This is a genomic window from Corynebacterium sp. HMSC062E11 (assembly GCF_001811845.1).
Lineage (GTDB): Bacteria > Actinomycetota > Actinomycetes > Mycobacteriales > Mycobacteriaceae > Corynebacterium > Corynebacterium hesseae.
In genome coordinates this window covers 381,562-401,099 of record NZ_KV806774.1, presented here as the reverse complement: position 1 = coordinate 401,099, position 19,538 = coordinate 381,562, and the positions used below count along the sequence as shown (strand labels likewise).

Sequence of the window (19,538 nt, the reverse complement as noted above, 5' to 3'; positions counted from 1 at the left end):
CTCTACTTCTACCACAGGCTTAGACCCGCGCCCACCGCATCGAGCGAAAGCGCCAGACGACGCCCACCATGCGGATGAAAATGAACGCGGCGATCCCGCCCCATACTCCACTAAGCCCGGTGCCTAGAGCAAAAGCCAACCAGACGCCGGGAAGGAAGCCTAGAAGTACCGACGCCAAGGTAAGCGTGCGAAGAAACGCTGCATCCCCAGCGCCGAGGAGAACGCCGTCCAAGGCGAAGACCACCCCGCCGATGATGACGAGGAAAGTCATAACCCACCAAGGTCCGGAGAGCACCTCGAGGACTTCCGGGCTCGTGGTGAAGATCCGCGGGATGATCCCGGAACCAAGCGCAAGAATCACAGCAAGTCCAAGGGAGAAGGACGTCGAGTAGAGCGTCACCTTAGTACCCACCGTGCGGGCATAACGCGCTGAGCCTGCACCCAGTGCCGCGCCGGTCAAGGCCTGGGCGGCAATTGCCAGGGAATCCAGCACAAGGGACAAGAAGTTCCACAACTGCATCAAGATTTGATGCGCGGCCAGTTGTGCGGTTCCGATGCGCGAAGCCACAGCTGCTGCGGATAGAAAGGCCACTTGAAAACTCAACGAGCGCACAATGAGATCGCGCCCCAGCACGAGCTGCCGGCGTACGACGCGCCAGCGAACTTCCCACGAGCCGGTATGTTCGCGGCGCAGTTCCCTGAGGAAGAATGCCGCGATGATTCCCATCCCCAACACCGTGGCTAAGGCGGACCCCTGCAGCCCCCACAAGTGCACGAAAATAGGCACTGCACTAGCGCCAGGAATCATACCGGCGAGTGTGAAGTACAAGGGCTTGCGGGTGTCTTGTACACCTCGCATCCAACCGTTACCAGCCATCGTGATGAGGGTAAAAGGAATCGCGATGGCGGCGATGCGCAGCCACTGTGCGGTTCCCTTCGCCGTTTCGGGGTTGCCGGTCAACCAGGAGGCAAAAACCCCGGCGAAGAGCCACATAAGGACCGCTAGGACCAGGCCGACGCCGACCGCAACCCACGTGGCCTGAACACCTTCGGCTACAGCTTCCTCACGTTTGCCTGCGCCGAACAAACGCGAAGCACGCGCGGTAGTGCCATAGGACAGGAAGGTCAGCTGGGTAGTGACCACCGAATGGATCGTGGCCGCAGCCCCCAGCGAGGCCAGATCCTGCGCGCCCAACCGTCCCACGACCGCGGTGTCCAAAAGCAAATACAGCGGCATGGCCGCTAAGACACCCAAAGCGGGCACGGCAAGACGGAAGACTTCCGCCGCAGAAACCTTGACGGGTTGCTCGGAAGCCATTTAAGACAACACACCTACCAGCTGCGCAATAACCTCCTCAGGCGTGCCGTGCGCGGTATAGCCGGCGGCTGGAATATGGCCTCCTCCGCCAAAGGTGAGGGCCACCTCGGCACAGTTCACTGCTGAGGAGCGCAGAGACACCGCCCACACTTCAGGGGCCTGTTCCTTGAACACAACCCCGATGTCTGTGCCTTTCAAGGCGCGGACATAGTCGACGAAGGACTCGATCGCGGAATCTGCGTGCGTACTGACTTCCTCATGCGGCACGAAGAGGACAGCGAGGCGGTGCTCTCCCGCTGCTTCGATCCTGAGGCCCGAGAGGACGCGACCAATCATCTGCAGGTCATCGGCGGTGCTGGCATCCATAAGCTCCAACGCGATCTGCTTGGTATCAAGCCCATAGAGCATCAGGCGCGCGGCAATATCGTGCATCGCTGGGCGGCCCCACCGGAAGTTACCTGTGTCGGTCACTAGCCCGGCGTACAGACAGTGCGCGATGACGCGATCAATCTGAATGGACAGCCTATCTAAGATATCGAGCAACACCACCGTGGTGGACTCGCACACCGGATCCACAACATTGATCGCACCAAAGCCATCGTTCGAAGCGTGGTGATCGATGCACAGGACGCGCCCAACGGCCGCCATCTCCTCAATGCCCCGTGCTACCGATCCGGTCCGGTCGATCGATCCGCAGTCCACAGTGACATAAAGGTCATAGCCCTGCGGGAGCTCATCTACCAACTCGATTTCATCCACGGTGGGAATCGAAAACAGGTTGGCGGAAATGTCTCGGCGCTGGCCAATCACGGTGCGGGTCTGCTTACCGCGCTGACGAAGCGCCAACGTGAGGGCCGCCGCTGAGCCAACAGCGTCGGCGTCGGGGCGCAAGTGGGTGATGATGCAAATGCTGCTGGCCTGTACCAGCGCATCAACTGCGGCTTCGTAGTTGGTTCGTGACACTTAGTCTTCTTCCTCATCCGAGGTCTTATATGGGTTCGCGTCCCCAGCCGGCTTCGCGCCTTCCTTCAGCTTGGCCAACTCCGCATCGCGTGCGCGTGCGCGTGCGAGCACATCCTCCATGTGAGCGGAGGCTTCAGGGACGGTATCGAGCTCAAAAGACAACGTCGGGGTAAAGCGAACGGACAGCTCATCACCCACGATCTTGCGCAATTGGCCCTTGGCCCTTGTGAGTGCTTCGGCCGCCTGGTCAAAATTCGGCTCAGAATCAATATCCGTTCCGCGCACCGTGTAATACACGGTGGCATCGTGCAGGTCACCCGTTACGCGGGCATCTGTGATGGTTACCAGTTCAAGGCGGCGATCCTTAATCTGGCGTTCAATCGCACTCGCAACGATTGTCTGAATGCGCTTAGCCATGCGTGCGGCGCGTGCGTGATCAACCATGGTGAAGCTCCTTTGCGTACGGTTACTGGCAACTAGTCTAGGATACCGATTCGACGCCGTTCGGCCGAAACGACTAAAGCCCAGCCAGAATATTTACTGGCTGGGCTTTAGTATCTGAGCTCTGTCACAAAGTGAAGAACTCAGGTGCGGCTAGTCGCGCGGGACCTCGACTTCTTCGAAGGCCTGAATGATATCGCCTACCTGGATGTCCGGGTAGGACAGAACCATACCGCACTCGTATCCGGCGTTAATCTCGTTGGCGTCATCCTTCTCGTGGCGCAGGGACTCGATCTTGGCATCGGAGGTAATGACGTTCCCGTCGCGTACGAGGCGCACCTTGCCGTTGCGCTTGACCTTGCCCTCGGTGACCATACAACCGGCAATGGTGCCGACCGCGGAGGACTTGAACAGCGCGCGGATCTCCGCTGCACCGGTGTCGCGCTCCTCGTAGATAGGCTTGAGCATGCCCTTCAGCGCTGCCTCGACCTCTTCGATAGCACGGTAAATCACCGTGTAGTAGCGGATATCAACGCCCTCAGCGTTGGCTTCCTCGGTTGCCTTACCCTCAGCGCGGACGTTGAAGGCGATGATGACGGCGTCGGAGGCAGCAGCCAAGGTGACGTTGGTCTGCGTCACCGCACCGACACCACGGTCGATGATGTTGAGCTGTACCTCGTCGTCGACCTCGATATCCAGAAGGGCATCTTCCAGTGCCTCGACGGAACCGGCGTTATCGCCCTTGAGGATGAGGTTGAGCGTCGAGGTTTCCTTGAGCACTGCATCCAGATCCTCGAGGGAGACGCGCTTGCGCGCCTTCGCCTGCAGAGCGGAACGCTTGCGAGCATCGCGCTGTGCGGCAATCTGGCGAGCCACGCGGTCGTCCTCAACAACCAAGAGGTTATCGCCGGCACCTGGTACGCCATTGAGACCCTGCACCTGGACCGGGCGGGACGGACCGGCTTCTTCCACATCGTTACCGAATTCATCGAGCATGCGACGCACGCGACCATGGGCATCGCCGACCACAATGGAATCACCGATGCGCAGCGTACCGCGCTGGATGATGACCGTAGCCACCGGGCCTCGACCGCGGTCGAGGTGAGCCTCGATGGCAGAGCCCTGCGCGTCCATGTCCGGGTTAGCGGTGAGCTCTAGGGAAGCGTCCGCGGTCAGGATGACAGCCTCGAGCAGGTCGTCGATGTTGATGTTGTTCTTCGCAGAAATATCCACGAACATCGTGTCGCCGCCGTACTCCTCCGGAACAAGTCCGTACTCAGTGAGCTGACCACGGATCTTGTCCGGGGAAGCTTCCGGCTTATCAATCTTGTTAACCGCGACGACCACAGGGATATCCGCTGCCTTCGCGTGGTTGATTGCCTCGATGGTCTGCGGCATCACGCCGTCATCAGCCGCAACCACCAGGATGGCCAAGTCGGTGGACTTGGCACCGCGGGCACGCATGGCGGTAAACGCCTCGTGACCCGGGGTATCCAGGAAGGTGATGGTGCGCGGACCGTCTTCAACGTCCACCGTGGTTTGGTAAGCACCGATGCCCTGTGTAATGCCGCCGGCCTCGCCCGCACCTTCGTTGGTCTTACGGATGGTATCCAGAAGGCGGGTCTTACCGTGGTCAACGTGACCCATCACGGTCACGACTGGCGGGCGCTTCTCAAGGGCTTCTTCGCCGCCCTCGTCCTCACCAAATTGCAGGTCGAAGGATTCGAGCAGCTCGCGGTCCTCATCCTCAGGGGAGACAACCTGGACCTCGTAATTGATCTCCGAGCCCAAGAGCTGCAGGGTGTCCTCAGATACGGAGGCCGTGGCGGTCACCATCTCACCGAGGTTGAAGAGCGCCTGCACCAATGCTGCGGGATCCGCACCAATCTTCTCGGCGAAGTCAGCCAGGGAAGCACCGCGGCGAAGGCGAACAACCTTACCGCCGCCGTCAGGCAAGCGTACGCCGCCTACCTCATGCTTCTGCTGCTCTTCAAACTCATGGCGCTTCTGACGCTTCGACTTCTTACCGCGACGCGGTGCGCCACCGGGACGTCCGAATGCACCAGCGGTGCCACCGCGGCGTCCGCCGCGTCCACCGCGGAAACCTCCGTGGCCTGGACCGCCATGGCCTGGGCCACCACCGCGGCCGCCACGACCGCGACCGCCACCGCCGCTACCTGCGGCCTTCGACGGCATGCTGGCCGGATTCGGATGCGAAGGCATCATCGCTGGCGAAGGACGACGTCCACCACGGTTGCCATCGCCTTGCGGGCGTGCGCCGCCCTTACCGCCGCGGTTATCTCCCGGCTTGCCGCCAGAGCGCTGACCCTTGCTTCCGCCCGGGCGCGGCCCTGGGCTGGGTCGATCACTGGAGCTACCCGTGGAGAACGGGTTATTGGCCACGCGGCGGGTACCGCCAGGCTTCGGCATAGAACGCGGGGTAACAGCGCGTTCGCCGCCCTTGCGCTGTGCTCCGGGCTTTGGAGCGCCGCCCGGCTTCGGGGCACCGCCCGGCTTGGGAGCGGCACCCGGCTTCGGGGCACCGCTCTGCGTCGGAGCAGCACCTGGCTTCGGGGCACCACCCGGCTTGGGGCCGGGCTTTGGCGTGGCTGCTGGCTTCTTTTCCGCCGGCTTCTTCTCTGCAGTCTTCTTGGCAGCAGATTTCTTGGCAGCGGAAGCAGGGGTGGCTGCAGACGCGTTCTTGTCTGCGGGCTTGTCGTTGCCACCCTTTGCTTCATAGTGTGCGCGCATCTTCTTGATCACCGGCGGTTCGATGGTCGAGGATGCGGTCTTGACGAACTCGCCTTGTTCCTTCAGCGTGGCGAGCAGTTCCTTGCTGGTTACACCGAGCTGCTTTGCCAACTCGTGTACACGTAGCTTTCCGGGCACTTGTCTCCTCTTTAATCTTTCTAGGAGCCAAGGCCGCGGAACACGGCTTGACCCCTAGTTAATGGCTATGGACTTTCATCGCTGATGCTGCTTCATCGTTGTGCGCTCATCAGTGTTCGGTCTTCCTTTTTAACTCTGGGTCGCACGGGCGATTGCCCGCCAACTGCACCTGCTGCTGAGCAGCGAGGTACTCACGTACGTGACCTGTGTCCACGTCTGTGGACAATCGGAGCGCGCGCCTGAAGGCACGGGTTCGCTCCGCCAGCTCTACTGCTTCCAGATCCGGTCTAATCCACGCTCCCCTCCCAGGAAGGCGGCGGCCTGGATCCGGAACAACACGGCGTCCTGAAGGATCGTCCCTATCGGCGACCACCCTGAGCAGTTCCGTGTCGGGATGCTTTTGACGCGTAGCAATACACGTGCGGAGCCGCTGTCCTTGAGACATCCAACTCCTTACGTCGTATCGCCACTATTCCTGCGCCACAGCATTCCTGCATGTGGGCCGTTGTCTACTCTACGCGAAAACGGGCCAAACCTTTAATCCCACCGCAGGCCCGTCGGAAAGCTAATCGCGAGCGGCATCAGAGTGAATATCAATCTTCCATCCAGTCAGGCGCGCCGCGAGGCGGGCATTCTGGCCTTCCTTACCGATTGCGAGCGAGAGCTGGTAATCCGGCACAGTCACCTTGGCCACTTGCGCCTCCGAGTCGAGGATCTCTACGCGCACGACCTTTGACGGAGCAAGAGCGTTGCCCACATAGACGGCAGGATCTTCGTTGAAATCGATGATGTCGATCTTCTCGCCACCGAGTTCACGCATCACGTTGCTAACGCGGGAGCCCTTCGGGCCGATACACGCACCCTTGGCGTTGAGGCCCTTGGCGTGGCCGCGAACGGAGATCTTGGAGCGGTGGCCAGCCTCGCGGGCAATGGCGATAATCTCAACTGCGCCGTCTGCGACTTCCGGGACCTCAAGTTCAAAGAGGCCGCGAACCAACTCTGGGTGAGTACGCGACAACGTGATCTGCACCTTGGCTCCGTTGCGGTTCACGCCTACGACATATGCCTTGACGCGGTCGCCGTGCTCGAGCTTCTCCCCCGGCAGCTGCTCAGCAGGCAGCAGGAAAGCATCCTGCGAGTCGTGTTCGGTACCCAGCTGCACCACGACGACGCCGCGCTTGTTCGCGTGAATATCGCGCTGGACGACGCCCGACACAACCGTTCCGGTGAGCTCCGAATAGGAATCGTAGGTTCGTTCCGCCTCATTCTCGCGCAGCTTACGCAAGATGGCATCGCGGACCGCCTGCGCGCCGATGCGCCCAAAGTTGTCGGGAGTGTCGTCGTATTCACTGATGACCTCTCCAGTCTCCGGATCACTCTCGGTCACGACGACGGTGACAGCACCGCTATCGGCGTCGATGTCGACGCGAGACTTCGTACCTTCCGCCTTGGTCTCGGCCGACTCGGCACGGTGATCCAGGTAGGAATACAAAAGGGCACCCGCAATCGCTTCGAGCAGGTCCTTTACCGGGACGCCGCGCTCGCGCTGAATCGTGCGAAGTGCCTCTAGGTCAATATTCACTTGTTAGTCCTCTCGGGTTGCCGAGTTCTGCTCGGCGAAGTCGAACGTCTGCTGTGCCGCCTCCAGCTCCATGGCTGAAGGTTGGGCAAATTCAATTTCTACCACTGCGCGGCTTAGATTTTCCAATCGCTCAACCTGATAGCGCACCTCCTTTTTCACAGTGGTGATGAGCGCCACGGATTCTTCATCCTCGGACAGCGCGCCAATGCGGGCGACGCGGGTCGTGCCAGGTTCGTCGGTGAGCGCGTAGCCCACGAGCCTTCCTTGGTTGCGGCGCCAGTGGCGCGGGGCACTCAGCGGAAAATCCACCCCCGGCGTCGACACCTCCAGGGTGTATCCCGCGCCAAAGTTGAGGGCGCCCGCTTCTTCCTGGGCATCAAAGAGCGCCGAAATCTCCTGCGAGAGCTCCTCAATGAGATCGGAACTTGGGCGTTCGTCACCGTCAACACGGATGATGACCTGAGATTTCTTTCCTGCACGAGTGGTCTTCACGTCTTCAACGTCGAGGCCGCGCGCGGCGGCGACAGGCTGCAGGATTTCGGTTAGTTGCGCGGGTGTTGGGAATGCCATGCGCTCTAGACTAGGACACCCGGGTAGGGTCTATCGCGTGAACCGCCGAGTAGTTGTGCCCACCCTTTTAGTTTGCGCCGCCCCCTGGCTGGGCGGCTGCCAAGCCACCGACGCGATCGTGGATTATTTTGGCCCCCATGCAGACCCTACGTTGACCTCTCTGGCTCACGATGCCAGCGCCGACGCCCACGCACTGCAGAAACTCGATCCCGATGCCGCGTCCCTGCGCGCGCAGCACGCAGACGAGCTTTACTCCGAAATTGAGCGCCTCTGCGGCCGCGACGAGGAAGGACACGTTCCGCGCTCCTGCGAAGTGAATCGTGAGGTTGAAGCACACGAGGCCACTGATGCGGCTGCCGTGCTTGCCGCAGCTTCTTCATCGACTAAAGAGCAGCTTGACGCGGTCTCCCCGGAATCTCGGCCCTTGCTCGTCGCCCAAGCCATCGCAATGGAGGCCCACTCCACCGATGAACCGGGCGCTGTGCCGGAGCTGACGGAGGATGACGCTGACCTCGCCACCGAACTCTTGGACTGGGAATACCAGCAGGTGTATGCCTTGGACTTTGCTCGTTCCTATGTCACACCTGACGTCGAAGAGCTGGTTGATGAGCGCCTCGCTCTGCACGATAACCGCGTCCTCGCGCTCCAAGAAGCAGTAGCCAAAATCGGACCAGTGCCACAGCCCGCAGCGGCCTACACCTCGTCCTCCGGTGAGCTGCCCGTAGACGCCGCCTCAGCGCGCGCGTTCCTTGACTACGTCGCGCATAGTGACGCGGTGACATGGGCCTCCGCCGCCTCACAGGAGGTGCCCGACCAAGCGGCACCCAATACTGAATGGCGAAGCTGGCTTATTTCTGTAGCCGCCCAATCTCACCGCACCAGTGCAGCTTAATTCCTCTCTCGCGGGCTCGATTTTCCTGAGCTACCGACGTTTGGCGTTCTTTTCGGCGTACAGCGACCAGGCATAGCGCATGACCGGAATCTGCAACGGCAGACGCACCGCGTGGTAGATCTTCTTGCCGGTTGATGCCTTGCCGCTTTCTAAGTCCCTGTAGGCCTGGTAGAAGTTCGCCGGCCACACGGCGGCGAGCAAAGCTAGGGCTGAAAGGCCGCCTGCAGGCCGCGTCGATGGGTTCGCCAGGAGTGCACCGGTCACCACTTCCCAGGCGCCAGAGGTGAAGTTGTAGAAGCGAACCGACCCTGGAAGTTGTGGTGGGATGATGGACTCGAAGGGCTTCGGCTTAGCAAAATGCAGCACTCCCATGGCAGAGAGTGCTGCAGCCATTGAATATGTCAGTGCGCGGTTGTGAGAACTCATACCCGCGAGCCTACGCGCTTAACGCACCTAGCCGCGGATGAGCTCCGTTAAGGTGTCCACGATGGAGTCTGCGGGGACCTCACGGGTTTCGCCGCCACGGATTCGCAGCTCAATGATGCCGTCCTTGAAGGAGCGGCCCAGGATGGCGATAAAGGGCATACCCAGCAGCTCCGCATCCTTGAACTTCACGCCCGGGGAAACCTTGGGGCGGTCGTCGAAAAGCACCTCGATGCCCGCGCGGTCCAAGTCCTGCACAAGCTTCTGGCCGGCCTCAAGGGCAGCGGCGTCCTTGTTGGCCACGACGACATGCACCTGGTAGGGCGCCACGGCCACTGGCCAGTTGAGGCCCTTCTCATCGTGACGCTGCTCCGCCAGCACGGCGAGCATGCGCGTGACACCAATGCCATAGGAGCCCATGGTCGGCACGGCGCGCTTGCCGTTTTCATCCAGAATCTGGACGTCGAATGCTTCGGTGTACTTGCGGCCCAGCTGGAAAATGTGGCCAAGCTCGATGCCGCGCTCCAGGGTTAGAGTGCCCTGACCATTCGGTGCCGGGTCACCTTCCTTGACCTCCGCAGCCTCAATGAATTCATCAACGGTGAAGTCACGGCCGGCAACGCAGCCCACCACGTGGCGGTTCGGGGCATCCGCGCCAGTAATCCACGACGAACCGGAAGCTACGCGCGGGTCGGCATAAACCTTCACGTCGTGAGCGTTGAGGACACGCGGTCCGACATAGCCCTTGACCAAGAAGGGGTTCTTCTTGAAGTCGCCCTCGCCGGCGAGCTCAAACTCGACCGGCTCCAGCGAAGCCTCCAAGCGCTTTTCATCCAGCTCGCGGTCGCCCGGAATGAGAACGGCGGCCAGCTCCCATTTCTTCTCTTCCTCAGCGGCCGCGGGCGCAGCCACCTTGATCATCATGCACTTGAGGGTGTCCGCTGCGGTGACCTCGCGGCCGTCGACAGTAATGCCAGCACCCTTAGCCCACTCCACCAGGGACTCGATGGTCTCGGATTTCGGAGTCTCGTGCTCCTGTGCCTCCGGCAGACCGTCGAAGGGAATCTCCTCCGGCGCCTGAGTCACGACCGCTTCTACGTTGGCAGCGTAATCGCCCTCCGTGGCGCGGACGAAGGTATCTTCACCCACCTCGGACACGGCGAGGAACTCCTCGGAGGCCGAGCCACCCATCGCACCGGAGGTGGCCTTACAGATCGCGTAATCGATCTCTAGGCGGTCGAAGATGTTCTGGTAGGCCTTGCGGTGGCGGGCATAGGACTCATCGAGCCCCTCATCCGTCATGTCGAAGGAGTAGGAGTCCTTCATGGTGAATTCGCGGCCGCGCAGCACGCCAGCGCGCGGACGTTCCTCATCGCGGTACTTCGTCTGAATCTGGTACAGCGTGACCGGGAAGTCCTTGTAGGAGGAATACATATCCTTCACCGCAGTGGCGAACATCTCCTCATGGGTCGGGCCCAGCAGCATGTCCGCACCCTTGCGATCCTTAAGCCTGAACAAATTATTGCCGTATTCCGTCCAGCGGTTCGACTGCTCATAAGGATCGCGCGGCAGCAGCGCCGGGAAGAGCATCTCCTGGCCACCGATGGCGTTCATTTCCTGGCGGATAACGTCTTCGATCTTGCGCATGGCGCGCAGTCCCAATGGCAACCAGGTGTACACACCCGGCGCGACGCGGCGCACATAGCCTGCGCGGACGAGAAGCTTGTGGCTGGGGACTTCGGCATCAGCCGGATCCTCACGAAGAGTGCGGAGGAAAAGCTCAGAAAGACGTGTAATCATGGTTGCTCAGTCTACATCGCTAGCATGTAGCCATGCTGATCATCCTCCCTCCTTCTGAGACCAAAGCACACGGCGGCAGCGGCGCGCCCCTCAACTGGGAAGAGCTCTCTTTCCCCGCGCTGAATCCAATACGCCAAGAAATCGCTGCTGAATTGTCTTCTTTGCCCCTCGACGAGGCGCAAAAGGTGCTCAAGCTCTCGGAAAAGCTGCGCGGGGAAGCCGAGTCCAACCGCGAGTTGGCGTCCTCCCCCACCATGCCCGCGCTGGAGCGGTTTACGGGCGTGCTGTACGACGCCCTCGATTCCCCTTCCCTTCCCCCAGCCGCGCGTCAACACCTCGCTGTGGGTGATGCGCTCTTCGGGTTGCTGCGCGCCGATGATCTCATCCCCCACTACCGGCTTTCAGGTGGCACCAAGTTGGGCGGGAAGACTCTCAAGTCTCGCTGGGGTACGGCCATCACCGATGAGCTGCGCGCGCTTATCGACGCAGGCGAGTTCCTCATCGACATGCGCTCGGGCACCTACCAAGAGCTGGGCAAGCTCAAAGAAGCCTCCACGGTGCGCGTGGAGTCAGTGCAGGAGGATGGCTCCCGCAAGGTGGTCTCCCACTTCAATAAGCACTACAAGGGGGAACTCGCTCGCGTACTCGCCCTCCAGGGCGAGAATGTCTCCTCCCTCGAGGATGCCGCCCGCGTAGCCCAGGAGGCGGGCATGAGCACCGAACTGCGCGGCACCGAGCTGGTGCTCGTGGTCTGATTTATCTATTTATCAATTTATCTACGCCCGCCGATTTATCTATTTATCAATTTATCTATTTATCAATTTATCTGCCTGCTATATACTTCCAGCATGACTGGAAACCCTTTTCGCCCAACCTTTGGTGCCAGCCCACTTAAGTGGGCTGGCCGCAGTGCGGTCCTCAATGACTTCACGGTTGGGCTCGACGGCGGAGTTGGCAACCCTAATCGCGCAATGCTTATTAGCGGTCATCGTGGGATGGGCAAAACGGTCCTGTTGACTGAGCTCGAGGACATCGCAGCCCAACAAGGATGGGCTGTTATTCGAGTCAGTGGTCGAAGCAATTCAGTCACTCAGCTCATCGACTCCATCATCCCAGAAAAGATCAACCAGCTGGCTTCTCCATCAACCCGTCGAATCAAAGACATACGTATAGCGGGCCTCGGTGGCATTGGTACTGAAGAGATTGGTACGCCACCAGTGCCAACATTAGAATCGCGCTTGCGCGAACTCTCCGCTCATCTCCGAGACAGCGGAATTCTACTTACTATCGATGAGATTCAGGACGCCGATCCTCATGACCTTGAGATAATCGCAGTCGCATTCCAGCATCTTGTTCGCGATGAACTCGACGTTTCCATCGTGATGGCAGGGCTTACTGCCGGTGTTGACAAGCTTCTACACCTGCCGGGAACAACGTTTCTGCGCCGTGCCCGCAGATTTCACCTAGGACCTGTTAACCCGCAAGCTACGACCAGCGCTTTCAAAGATACGGCAGCTTTGACTTCGATTGCTTTCAACGACGAAGCCGCCGACCGCGCTACTGAAGCGAGCCACGGTTATCCCTTCCTCATCCAGCTCATCGGGTACTTGGCCTGGAACGCTGCATCCCAAGCCAGTGAGACGACCATTTCCTCAACAACCGTCGACGCAGTTCTTGGTGAGGCAATCACGACAATGGGAACCCAAGTGCACGATCCTGCGGTACGTGCGCTCAGCCAACGACAACTTGAGTACCTTCACGCGCTGGCTGATATCGCAGATGAGGCGGGGACGGCCACATCTGGCGCTATCGCTCACGAGCTGAAGACAACGACGACGTCTCTCAGTGAAGTGCGCGCGCGTTTGCTAGAGCAGGGGCTTATCGATGCCCCACGGCACGGCACGGTTGCTCTCGCCCTGCCGTACCTCCGCGATTATCTTCACGCAGGCGGCGAACAAACCTACGTGGACTAAACGTTACTGATTACACCAGCGGGTTATAACGCAAACTATTGCGTTTGAGCTCGCACTCAGTGGCGATAGAGATGCCGGAGGCAATCTTTCCGCGCTCACGAAGGCGGAACATGGCGTCCACGACGCGATCACGCAAGCCCCATGGATCGATGGTGTTGATGTAGACCTTCGTGCCGCCTTCAAAGCCGGCCAAGGTCGATACCCTGAGCTTGATCATCACGCGCCACGGCTGCGGCAGATCCACGCTGGGTGGGCGGTGGTGCCACTCTTCATTGCATGCCACATCCGGCCCCACTGCGGCGTGTGCAGCATGGATCAGATCCGACATTCCACGGACTTCGCCAGGTGTTTGTTCCCACGGTTCACAGCGGGGCGACTTGGAGAAGATCTCCAGCGTGGGATAGCGGTGGCCAAAGCCGGCGAAGAGGACCGCATAGTCATTCTCTGCGATAACAAGGTTGCGCTTTGCCGCATACCCAACTGCCCAATCGTTGTACATGTTGGGGTGTGCACGTAGAATCGCATTTTCTTGCTGGGCTGCCATGCCCAGAGCATCAATCGCGACGAGCTGCTTGTGCAGGTGGTCGAAGGACGCGCCCGCCGGTGCCAGCCAGTTCTGGAACACGGCGACATAAGAGGCATAGCGGTTTCGCTGGTAGAGCTCGCGCGTTGATTCCGCGGTGAAGGTTGTGAGCAGAAAGTGCTCATCGGGGCTCAGCGTGCCGGAGGAAGCCAGCTGGCTGTCGTCGACCGCCCCCTCCACGAAGTGGCGCGAAGAAATGATGACATCGTGCCCGCCACCGAAGAAGCCATCGGCGAGGGCGAGGAGAGAGTCGTCGCCCAGCGCGGCGTCTTTGCCCGCGGCCTTGAGTTTGGTGCGCACCACGTTGAGTACGTGCAGGCGCCCGGCCTCATCGGCTTCATATTTCTCCTTGTGCTGAGCTAGGTCTGGGTCCATGGTGAAGCCATAGTTCTCATGCCAGTAGTCATAAGACACGATCTCAAAAAGGTTAGGAACCCGGCGAAACACCGGCTGGGTTGTGTCCAGCTCGTGTGGAAGGAGCCCGCGCTGGATCTCCCCCGAAGCCAGGATGCGGGACTTTTCCGGCGGGGTGTCTAACATGCGCCCGGAGCAAAAAGCACAGCTGTGCGTCATGGCATCGGCCGTCAGGGGCTGCGGATCCTTCGCAGGACGCGAGAGCGGACGGTTTCCACGTCCCGGCACCGTCCACACCTCCGTTCCGGAGAAGGGGTTGACCTGTTTGACGGTCCCATCCGCCATGGTCTGGATAGGTTCGACGCGGCTAAAGAGTGCTTCGCTCATGCAGCCCAGCGTAGACCTCCCTGCTCACCGGTGCGACTAGACTTAAGCCTCATGCAGCACCGATTCTTTGAAGTAGATGTCTTTGCCACTGGGCCGTTTACGGGAAATCCCCTTGCTGTGGTGGCGGATGCCGACGGCTTGAGCACCGAAGAGATGCAGCGCATCGCACACTGGACAAACTTTTCGGAGACAACCTTCCTGTGCTCGCCTACGGATCCACGTGCAGACTACCGAGTGAGGATTTTTACCCCGTACGAGGAGTTTCCTTTCGCCGGCCACCCGACGCTGGGCAGCGCACGCGTGGCGGCGGAACTACTCGGAAAGAACGGCACCCTGATTCAGGAATGCGGAGTTGGGTTGGTCACCGTGCGCCAGGAAGAGGGCCGCTTCGCCTTCGCTACCCCGCCCTTGGTGCGTGAAGGGGCGCTAAGTGATGAGGAGCGGGCTGAGGCAGCCGCCGCCCTTGGGATCGGCGAGGACAGCATCCTTGACTCCGGCTGGGTAGACAACGGGCCCGGCTGGCGCCTAGTCCAGCTCGAGTCTGCCGAGGCCGTGCAAAATCTTCGCCCCACGCCCACCCCGCGCGTCAAAGTGGGCGTAGTCGGGCTCACCGGTAATGATCACCCCGCTTATGTAGTCCGCGCCATCACCGGGCAATTCGAGGATCCCGTCACCGGTTCCTTCAACGGCGGCGCTGCCCAATTCCTGCGCACCAAGGGTGCTGTTCCTGCCCGCTATACCGCGGCACAGGGCGGCCAGGTAGGGCGCGATGGCCGCGTCTATATCAACGACGATGGTCATGACATCTGGGTCGGCGGCAACGCCCACGTTCGCGTGCGCGGAACCCTGGAGTCACGCGATGTCTGATGCCTCCCTCCCCTTCGAGCTACGCAGCGAATTCGCCCAACGCCTTCCCCACATGGTCACGGCGAGCCGAGGCGAGGAACAGCCAACGGCGCGATTGGTGGCGCTCAACGAAGAGCTAGCCGCCGAACTGGGCCTCGACCTGGACTGGCTGCGCAGCGAAGACGGCCTAGAGTTTCTCCTCGGCCGCGGTCCAGTTACTCCCCACGCAATGGCCTACGCCGGCTTTCAGTTCGGCCAATACAACCCGACAATGGGTGATGGCCGTGCCCTCCTCTTGGGTGAAGTCACCGGCCCCACCGCTGCGCACAACCCCACGGGCCTCTGGGATCTGCATGCCAAAGGGACAGGACTAACCCCCTATTCGCGCTATGGCTCTGATGGGCGCGGCACGCTGCGCTCGATGCTGCGTGAATATCTCTTCTCCGAGTCGATGCACGCCCTCGGTGTACCCACCACAAGGTCGCTGGCGGTCATCGGGACCGGCCGTCCCATTCAGCGCCAGATGGTGGAGGAAGCAGGCGTTCTCGTGCGCGTTGCCGCGAGCCACATCCGTGTTGGTTCCTTCCACTTCGCCGCGCACTCGCAGGTACCCGGGTTGCTCCAGCGGCTCGCCGATTACACCATTGAACGCCACTACCCTGGCGCCGACTACCGGGAGCTGTTTACCCGCGTCATGGACGCACAGGCAGCGACGGTTGCCGGGTGGATGCAGGTGGGTTTCATCCACGGCGTGATGAACACCGATAACACCACGCTATCGGGTGAGACGATTGACTACGGGCCGTGCGCGTTCATGGAAAACTATGACCTCAATACCTGGTTTAGCTCCATCGATACGCAGGGCCGCTACCGCTTTGGGCGCCAGCCCGACATGCTGGGCTGGAACCTTGCGCGGTTGGCGGAATCACTGCTGCCGCTTTTCGACGTCTCCCCCGACGCTTCCCTTACCTGGGCCCAGGAGGCCATCAATTCCTTTGGCGAGCGCTATGAAAAGGCGCGCCGCCGCGAAGCCGCGAGCCGTTTGCAGATTCCCGACGAGCTCTTCCAGGACTATAGTGCGGCCCTTGCACAGTCCGCTCCGGATCTCACGCAGGCCCACCGCAGTCTCGTCAGCGCAGCGGCGGGTGAACCGGCAGACGCCTATGAGATGTTTGGTGACGCTCGATTTGTTGATGCCTACTGTGCTAGTGGCCCCAACGTCGAGTCTCTCAAGCAAACCGTGCCCCGCGTGATTCCCCGCCCGCGTCTGGTCGAGGCCGCACTGAGTGATGCTGAAGAATTCCCCCGCTTGCTTCACGCCACCACGCGTCCCTTTACTGCCGCGCCAGAATACGAGCAACCGGGTGGCACGGAAGGCTACCTCACCTACTGCGGAACGTAAGAGAAGAAAAGGAAAACACACCGCCGCCCCGAGGTCTCCGTAGGAAAGGAAACGGAGTCTCGGGGCGGCGGTGCGTCTCTATCTTTCACTGCCACGCTCCCGGTCGGTTTCTCAGGCCGACCGCCCCGCGTGGCTGGGGTTCTCTCTATCTCTCTCGCATGCGCTCTCTCAAACGCACACCATCATTATGGGGCGCTGTCCTTGGTGAAGCGTTCCGGTGCACTGAACGCTCCCTGCCAATTACTGAGAATTACCTGCGAGGCAAGCACCTACGAGCCGAAAGGAGAAATTACTTGGACTCAAGCTGCAGGGTCTTCTGCGTGTACTCCCACATCTCGTTGTAGAGCTTCTTGTCCTTGGAGAGCTTGGTGCCGTAGGAAGGAATCATTTCCTGAATCTTATCGCCCCACTGGATCATGTGCTCACCGAAGCAGCGCTCCAGCAGCTCCACCATGATGGCCGGGGTGATGGACGCTCCCGGGGAAGCGCCGAGCAGGCCGGCAATGTTGCCCTCAGGGTTATTGATGAGGGTGGTACCGAACTCCAAGGAGCCGAACTGCGGTGCACCCGCCGGCTTAATCACCTGGACGCGCTGGCCGGCGATGACGGTCTCCCAATCAGCCGGATCCGCGCTCGGGACGTATTCCTTCAGGGTTTCAACGCGCTTATCGAAGTCCTTGAGAACCTCAGTGACCAGGTACTTGGTCAGACCAAACTCCTGTGCTGCCACGCCCAGGTAAGAGGTGATGTTGTCCGGACGGATGGACTTGAACAGGTCCAGGTAGGAGCCCTTCTTCAGGAACTTCGGGGACCAGCCGCCGTAGGGGCCAAACAGCAGGCCTTCTTCACCGTCGATGACACGGGTGTCCAGGTGCGGCACGGACATCGGCGGAGCACCCACAGCAGCCTTGCCATAAACCTTGGCGTGGTGCTGCTTGACCAGCTCCGGGTTCTTGGAGCGCAGCCACAGGCCCGAGACCGGGAAACCGGCGAAACCGGAAACCTCACGGACACCAGCCTTGCGCAACAGGTCGAGTGCGTAACCGCCGGCACCAACGAAAACAAACTTGGCGTGGACAGCCTGGTAGTCACCGGTGTGGAGGTTCTTTGCCACCACGCGCCACTTGGAACCATCACGCTTAATATCAACGACCTCGTGGCCATAACGGATCTCGGTGCCGGCAGCCTTAGCGGCAGTGAAGAACTGCTTAGCCAGGGCGCCAAAGTTGACGTCGGTGCCCGCATCGGTCCACGAGATGGCAACCTTCTGGGAGTTGAAGTCACGGCCCTGGGACATCAGGGGCAGCTTCTCCTGGAAGGTGGCGTCATCGTCGCTGAACTGCATGTTCGGGAACATGTGGTTATCCTTCAGCGCGTCGAAACGGCGCTTCAGGTAATCCACCTGGATGGAGCCCTGTGCAAAGGACACATGCGGAACCGGGTTGATGAAGGCCTTCGGGTCCGTCAGGATGCCGTTGTTGAGTTGGTGGGACCAGAACTGGCGAGAAACCTGGAACTTCTCATTGATGTTCATAGCCTTGGAAACATCAATGCGGCCGTTCTTTTCTGGGGTGTAGTTCAGCTCGCACAGCGCGGAGTGGCCGGTACCGGCATTGTTCCACGGGGAAGAGGACTCAAGCGCAGGGCCGTCCAAACGCTCGAAGACCATCTGCGTCCAGCTGGGCTCGAGCTCACGCAGCATGGCGCCGAGGGTGGCGCTCATAATACCTGCACCAATGAGTGCGACCTCAACCTCGTCTACTACTTGTGCTGTCTTCTTATCGGAGGACACTGTACTTATTACCTCTTTGAGTCGATGTATTCGTTGTGGTCAAGTGCCCTGCGCATGTGGGTACACAGGGCGCGGTGAGAAAGCGCTCGACGATGCTAGGAAGCAAACCGGCATACAGACCTCCCCTACGAGAGGTCCGTCAAGCATTAATTCCACTTTACGCCCCTAAATGAGAAATAGGCATTCCTGGGAAAATAAATGCCCGAATATGAAACCACTACCCCTTTTGTGGTGCAGGACAACTGTGGCTAGCGCTCCGCCCCGACGGACGCACCTGGCTGTACGGCCTATCATGAGCTCCATGACATATGACGAACTCGAATGGTCAACAGATCTCCTCGGGCCCGATTTCCAAGCCGCCACCCTTGAACTCGGCGCCGACCCTGATGGCGAGGGCGATGTGTGCGCGACGCTCGTGCGCTACTGTCCCGACACGGATGCCCACGATGACCGCCCCGCCTTGGTGTGGGTCCATGGCATGACGGATTACTTCTTCCACGATCACGTAGCGCGCTATTTCTATGAGCTCGGCTATGCCTTTTATGCTCTCGACTTGCGCAAGTGCGGGCGCTCCCGGAGGGACGGCCAAACCTGGCATTACATCAGCGATATGAAGTATTACGATGCCGACCTCAACGCGGCTCTCGATGCACTTCCGAACGAGCGTGTCGTCATCATGGGCCACTCCACCGCCGGCACCATCATCGCACTCTGGCTTGATCGCCTTCGCCGCCAGGACCGCGAACGCTTCACCCGCATCTCCGGTGTCGTCTTCAACAGCCCCTGGTTGGCCATGATGGGAATGGCGGATAAGACTTATGAGGTGCTCAAGCACGTCATCTATGCCGGCGCTGCCATCGCCCCAAAATTCCCGATTCCCGGAGGCGATCTCACTGCCTACGGGGAATCTATCCATTCCGAAGAGCAGGGCGACTGGGAATTCGACCGTCGCCTCAAGCCACTGGGCGGGCACCCGAAATACCTGGGCTGGGTAGCAGCGGTCTTCCATGGCTTCGACGCGATCCATTCCGGCCGCATCAACATGGGACTCCCGCTGCTGACCATGACTTCAGGACGCTCCGAACTCAATCAGCCTTATAGCGAATCCTCTAACACCGCCGATGTTGTGGTCGACGTACGCCAAAGCCAGCGCTGGGCCAAGGAGCTCAGCGCTCGCTACACGCTCCACGTTGTAAATAATGGGCGCCACGATCTCTTTCTTTCCCGCCCCGAGCCGCTGCAGGAAGCATTCTCCACCGCCGCGGAATGGTTGCGCGCCGTGGCCCCTCTTGAGACGGATTAGACTCGCCCACCTCGCGCTTT

General features: G+C 60.5%; 17 protein-coding genes. 6 read left to right on the top strand and 11 right to left on the bottom strand.

Annotated elements, in window-relative coordinates; genetic code table 11:
• Positions 1–19 precede the first annotated feature (19 nt).
• From HMPREF2822_RS01805 to rimP, 7 genes are all read right to left on the bottom strand, one after another.
• Positions 20–1,318, bottom strand: coding sequence for an MATE family efflux transporter (locus HMPREF2822_RS01805; RefSeq protein WP_070520112.1), 1,299 nt, complete (start codon positions 1,316–1,318; stop codon positions 20–22).
• Positions 1,319–2,281: a DHH family phosphoesterase gene (locus HMPREF2822_RS01800; RefSeq protein ID WP_070520110.1), complete on the bottom strand. Its 963-nt coding sequence runs from the start codon at positions 2,279–2,281 to the stop codon at positions 1,319–1,321. It lies immediately after the preceding gene.
• Entirely contained in the window at positions 2,282–2,725 is a 444-nt protein-coding gene (gene rbfA, locus HMPREF2822_RS01795) for a 30S ribosome-binding factor RbfA (RefSeq protein ID WP_070520108.1), read from the bottom strand.
• A gap of 150 nt (positions 2,726–2,875) precedes the next feature.
• On the bottom strand, positions 2,876–5,611 hold the full coding sequence (infB, locus tag HMPREF2822_RS01790; RefSeq protein ID WP_070520106.1) for a translation initiation factor IF-2: 2,736 nt from the start codon (positions 5,609–5,611) through the stop codon (positions 2,876–2,878).
• 109 nt (positions 5,612–5,720) lie between these two features.
• Positions 5,721–6,056, bottom strand: a complete 336-nt coding sequence (locus HMPREF2822_RS12850) for a YlxR family protein (RefSeq protein ID WP_083306791.1) — start codon at positions 6,054–6,056, stop codon at positions 5,721–5,723.
• Positions 6,057–6,176: 120 nt separating this feature from the next.
• Complete coding sequence (gene nusA / locus HMPREF2822_RS01785) at positions 6,177–7,193, bottom strand: transcription termination factor NusA (RefSeq protein WP_070520103.1); 1,017 nt, start codon at positions 7,191–7,193, stop codon at positions 6,177–6,179.
• Positions 7,194–7,196: 3 nt separating this feature from the next.
• On the bottom strand, positions 7,197–7,763 hold the full coding sequence (gene rimP / locus HMPREF2822_RS01780) for a ribosome maturation factor RimP (protein WP_070520101.1): 567 nt from the start codon (positions 7,761–7,763) through the stop codon (positions 7,197–7,199).
• Between the two features lie 37 nt (positions 7,764–7,800).
• Between rimP and HMPREF2822_RS01775 the strand changes: the two genes are divergently transcribed.
• Positions 7,801–8,655, top strand: a complete 855-nt coding sequence (locus HMPREF2822_RS01775; RefSeq protein ID WP_070520099.1) for a hypothetical protein — start codon at positions 7,801–7,803, stop codon at positions 8,653–8,655.
• 30 nt (positions 8,656–8,685) lie between these two features.
• On the opposite strand, the gene HMPREF2822_RS01770 is transcribed toward HMPREF2822_RS01775, so the two are convergent.
• Both HMPREF2822_RS01770 and HMPREF2822_RS01765 read right to left on the bottom strand, forming a co-directional pair.
• Positions 8,686–9,081 carry a DoxX family protein gene (locus tag HMPREF2822_RS01770; protein WP_070520097.1) on the bottom strand — a complete coding sequence of 132 codons (396 nt, stop codon included), beginning with the start codon at positions 9,079–9,081 and terminating at the stop codon, positions 8,686–8,688.
• A gap of 27 nt (positions 9,082–9,108) precedes the next feature.
• Positions 9,109–10,878, bottom strand: coding sequence for a proline--tRNA ligase (locus tag HMPREF2822_RS01765; protein ID WP_070520094.1), 1,770 nt, complete (start codon positions 10,876–10,878; stop codon positions 9,109–9,111).
• A gap of 32 nt (positions 10,879–10,910) precedes the next feature.
• Between HMPREF2822_RS01765 and yaaA the strand changes: the two genes are divergently transcribed.
• Entirely contained in the window at positions 10,911–11,633 is a 723-nt protein-coding gene (gene yaaA, locus HMPREF2822_RS01760) for a peroxide stress protein YaaA (RefSeq protein WP_070520092.1), read from the top strand.
• 93 nt (positions 11,634–11,726) lie between these two features.
• Entirely contained in the window at positions 11,727–12,851 is a 1,125-nt protein-coding gene (locus tag HMPREF2822_RS01755; protein WP_070520090.1) for an ATP-binding protein, read from the top strand.
• Between the two features lie 10 nt (positions 12,852–12,861).
• Here HMPREF2822_RS01755 and HMPREF2822_RS01750 read toward each other — a convergent pair whose 3' ends face one another.
• The gene (locus HMPREF2822_RS01750) at positions 12,862–14,175 is read right to left on the bottom strand and encodes a DUF4921 family protein (protein WP_185963332.1); all 1,314 of its coding nucleotides are present in this window, start codon (positions 14,173–14,175) and stop codon (positions 12,862–12,864) included.
• 51 nt (positions 14,176–14,226) lie between these two features.
• On the opposite strand from HMPREF2822_RS01750, the gene HMPREF2822_RS01745 reads away from it, so the two are divergent.
• Together HMPREF2822_RS01745 and HMPREF2822_RS01740 are read left to right on the top strand one after the other, a co-directional pair.
• Positions 14,227–15,042: a PhzF family phenazine biosynthesis protein gene (locus tag HMPREF2822_RS01745; RefSeq protein WP_070520088.1), complete on the top strand. Its 816-nt coding sequence runs from the start codon at positions 14,227–14,229 to the stop codon at positions 15,040–15,042.
• Positions 15,035–16,423: a protein adenylyltransferase SelO family protein gene (locus tag HMPREF2822_RS01740; RefSeq protein WP_070520086.1), complete on the top strand. Its 1,389-nt coding sequence runs from the start codon at positions 15,035–15,037 to the stop codon at positions 16,421–16,423. The genes HMPREF2822_RS01745 and HMPREF2822_RS01740 overlap by 8 nt, the downstream gene beginning before the upstream one ends.
• Positions 16,424–16,712: 289 nt before the next feature.
• On the opposite strand, the gene mqo is transcribed toward HMPREF2822_RS01740, so the two are convergent.
• Positions 16,713–18,215, bottom strand: coding sequence for a malate dehydrogenase (quinone) (mqo, locus tag HMPREF2822_RS01735; RefSeq protein WP_070520084.1), 1,503 nt, complete (start codon positions 18,213–18,215; stop codon positions 16,713–16,715).
• A 301-nt stretch (positions 18,216–18,516) separates the two neighbouring features.
• Between mqo and HMPREF2822_RS01730 the strand changes: the two genes are divergently transcribed.
• Positions 18,517–19,518 (top strand): alpha/beta hydrolase, encoded by a 1,002-nt coding sequence (locus HMPREF2822_RS01730; RefSeq protein WP_070520082.1) that lies wholly within the window; start codon positions 18,517–18,519, stop codon positions 19,516–19,518.
• Positions 19,519–19,538: the final 20 nt, after the last annotated feature.

What these genes read in the sequence shown, in the direction of transcription:
- HMPREF2822_RS01750 (WP_185963332.1), bottom strand. Translation starts at nt 14,175, where the DNA reads ATGAGCGAAGCACTCTTTAGCCGCGTCGAACCTATCCAGACCATGGCG.
- rimP (WP_070520101.1), bottom strand. Translation starts at nt 7,763, where the DNA reads ATGGCATTCCCAACACCCGCGCAACTAACCGAAATCCTGCAGCCTGTC.
- rbfA (WP_070520108.1), bottom strand. Translation starts at nt 2,725, where the DNA reads ATGGTTGATCACGCACGCGCCGCACGCATGGCTAAGCGCATTCAGACA.
- HMPREF2822_RS01755 (WP_070520090.1), top strand. Translation starts at nt 11,727, where the DNA reads ATGACTGGAAACCCTTTTCGCCCAACCTTTGGTGCCAGCCCACTTAAG.
- HMPREF2822_RS01805 (WP_070520112.1), bottom strand. Translation starts at nt 1,318, where the DNA reads ATGGCTTCCGAGCAACCCGTCAAGGTTTCTGCGGCGGAAGTCTTCCGT.
- yaaA (WP_070520092.1), top strand. Translation starts at nt 10,911, where the DNA reads ATGCTGATCATCCTCCCTCCTTCTGAGACCAAAGCACACGGCGGCAGC.
- HMPREF2822_RS01745 (WP_070520088.1), top strand. Translation starts at nt 14,227, where the DNA reads ATGCAGCACCGATTCTTTGAAGTAGATGTCTTTGCCACTGGGCCGTTT.
- HMPREF2822_RS01740 (WP_070520086.1), top strand. Translation starts at nt 15,035, where the DNA reads ATGTCTGATGCCTCCCTCCCCTTCGAGCTACGCAGCGAATTCGCCCAA.
- HMPREF2822_RS01765 (WP_070520094.1), bottom strand. Translation starts at nt 10,878, where the DNA reads ATGATTACACGTCTTTCTGAGCTTTTCCTCCGCACTCTTCGTGAGGAT.
- HMPREF2822_RS01730 (WP_070520082.1), top strand. Translation starts at nt 18,517, where the DNA reads ATGACATATGACGAACTCGAATGGTCAACAGATCTCCTCGGGCCCGAT.
- HMPREF2822_RS12850 (WP_083306791.1), bottom strand. Translation starts at nt 6,056, where the DNA reads ATGTCTCAAGGACAGCGGCTCCGCACGTGTATTGCTACGCGTCAAAAG.
- HMPREF2822_RS01770 (WP_070520097.1), bottom strand. Translation starts at nt 9,081, where the DNA reads ATGAGTTCTCACAACCGCGCACTGACATATTCAATGGCTGCAGCACTC.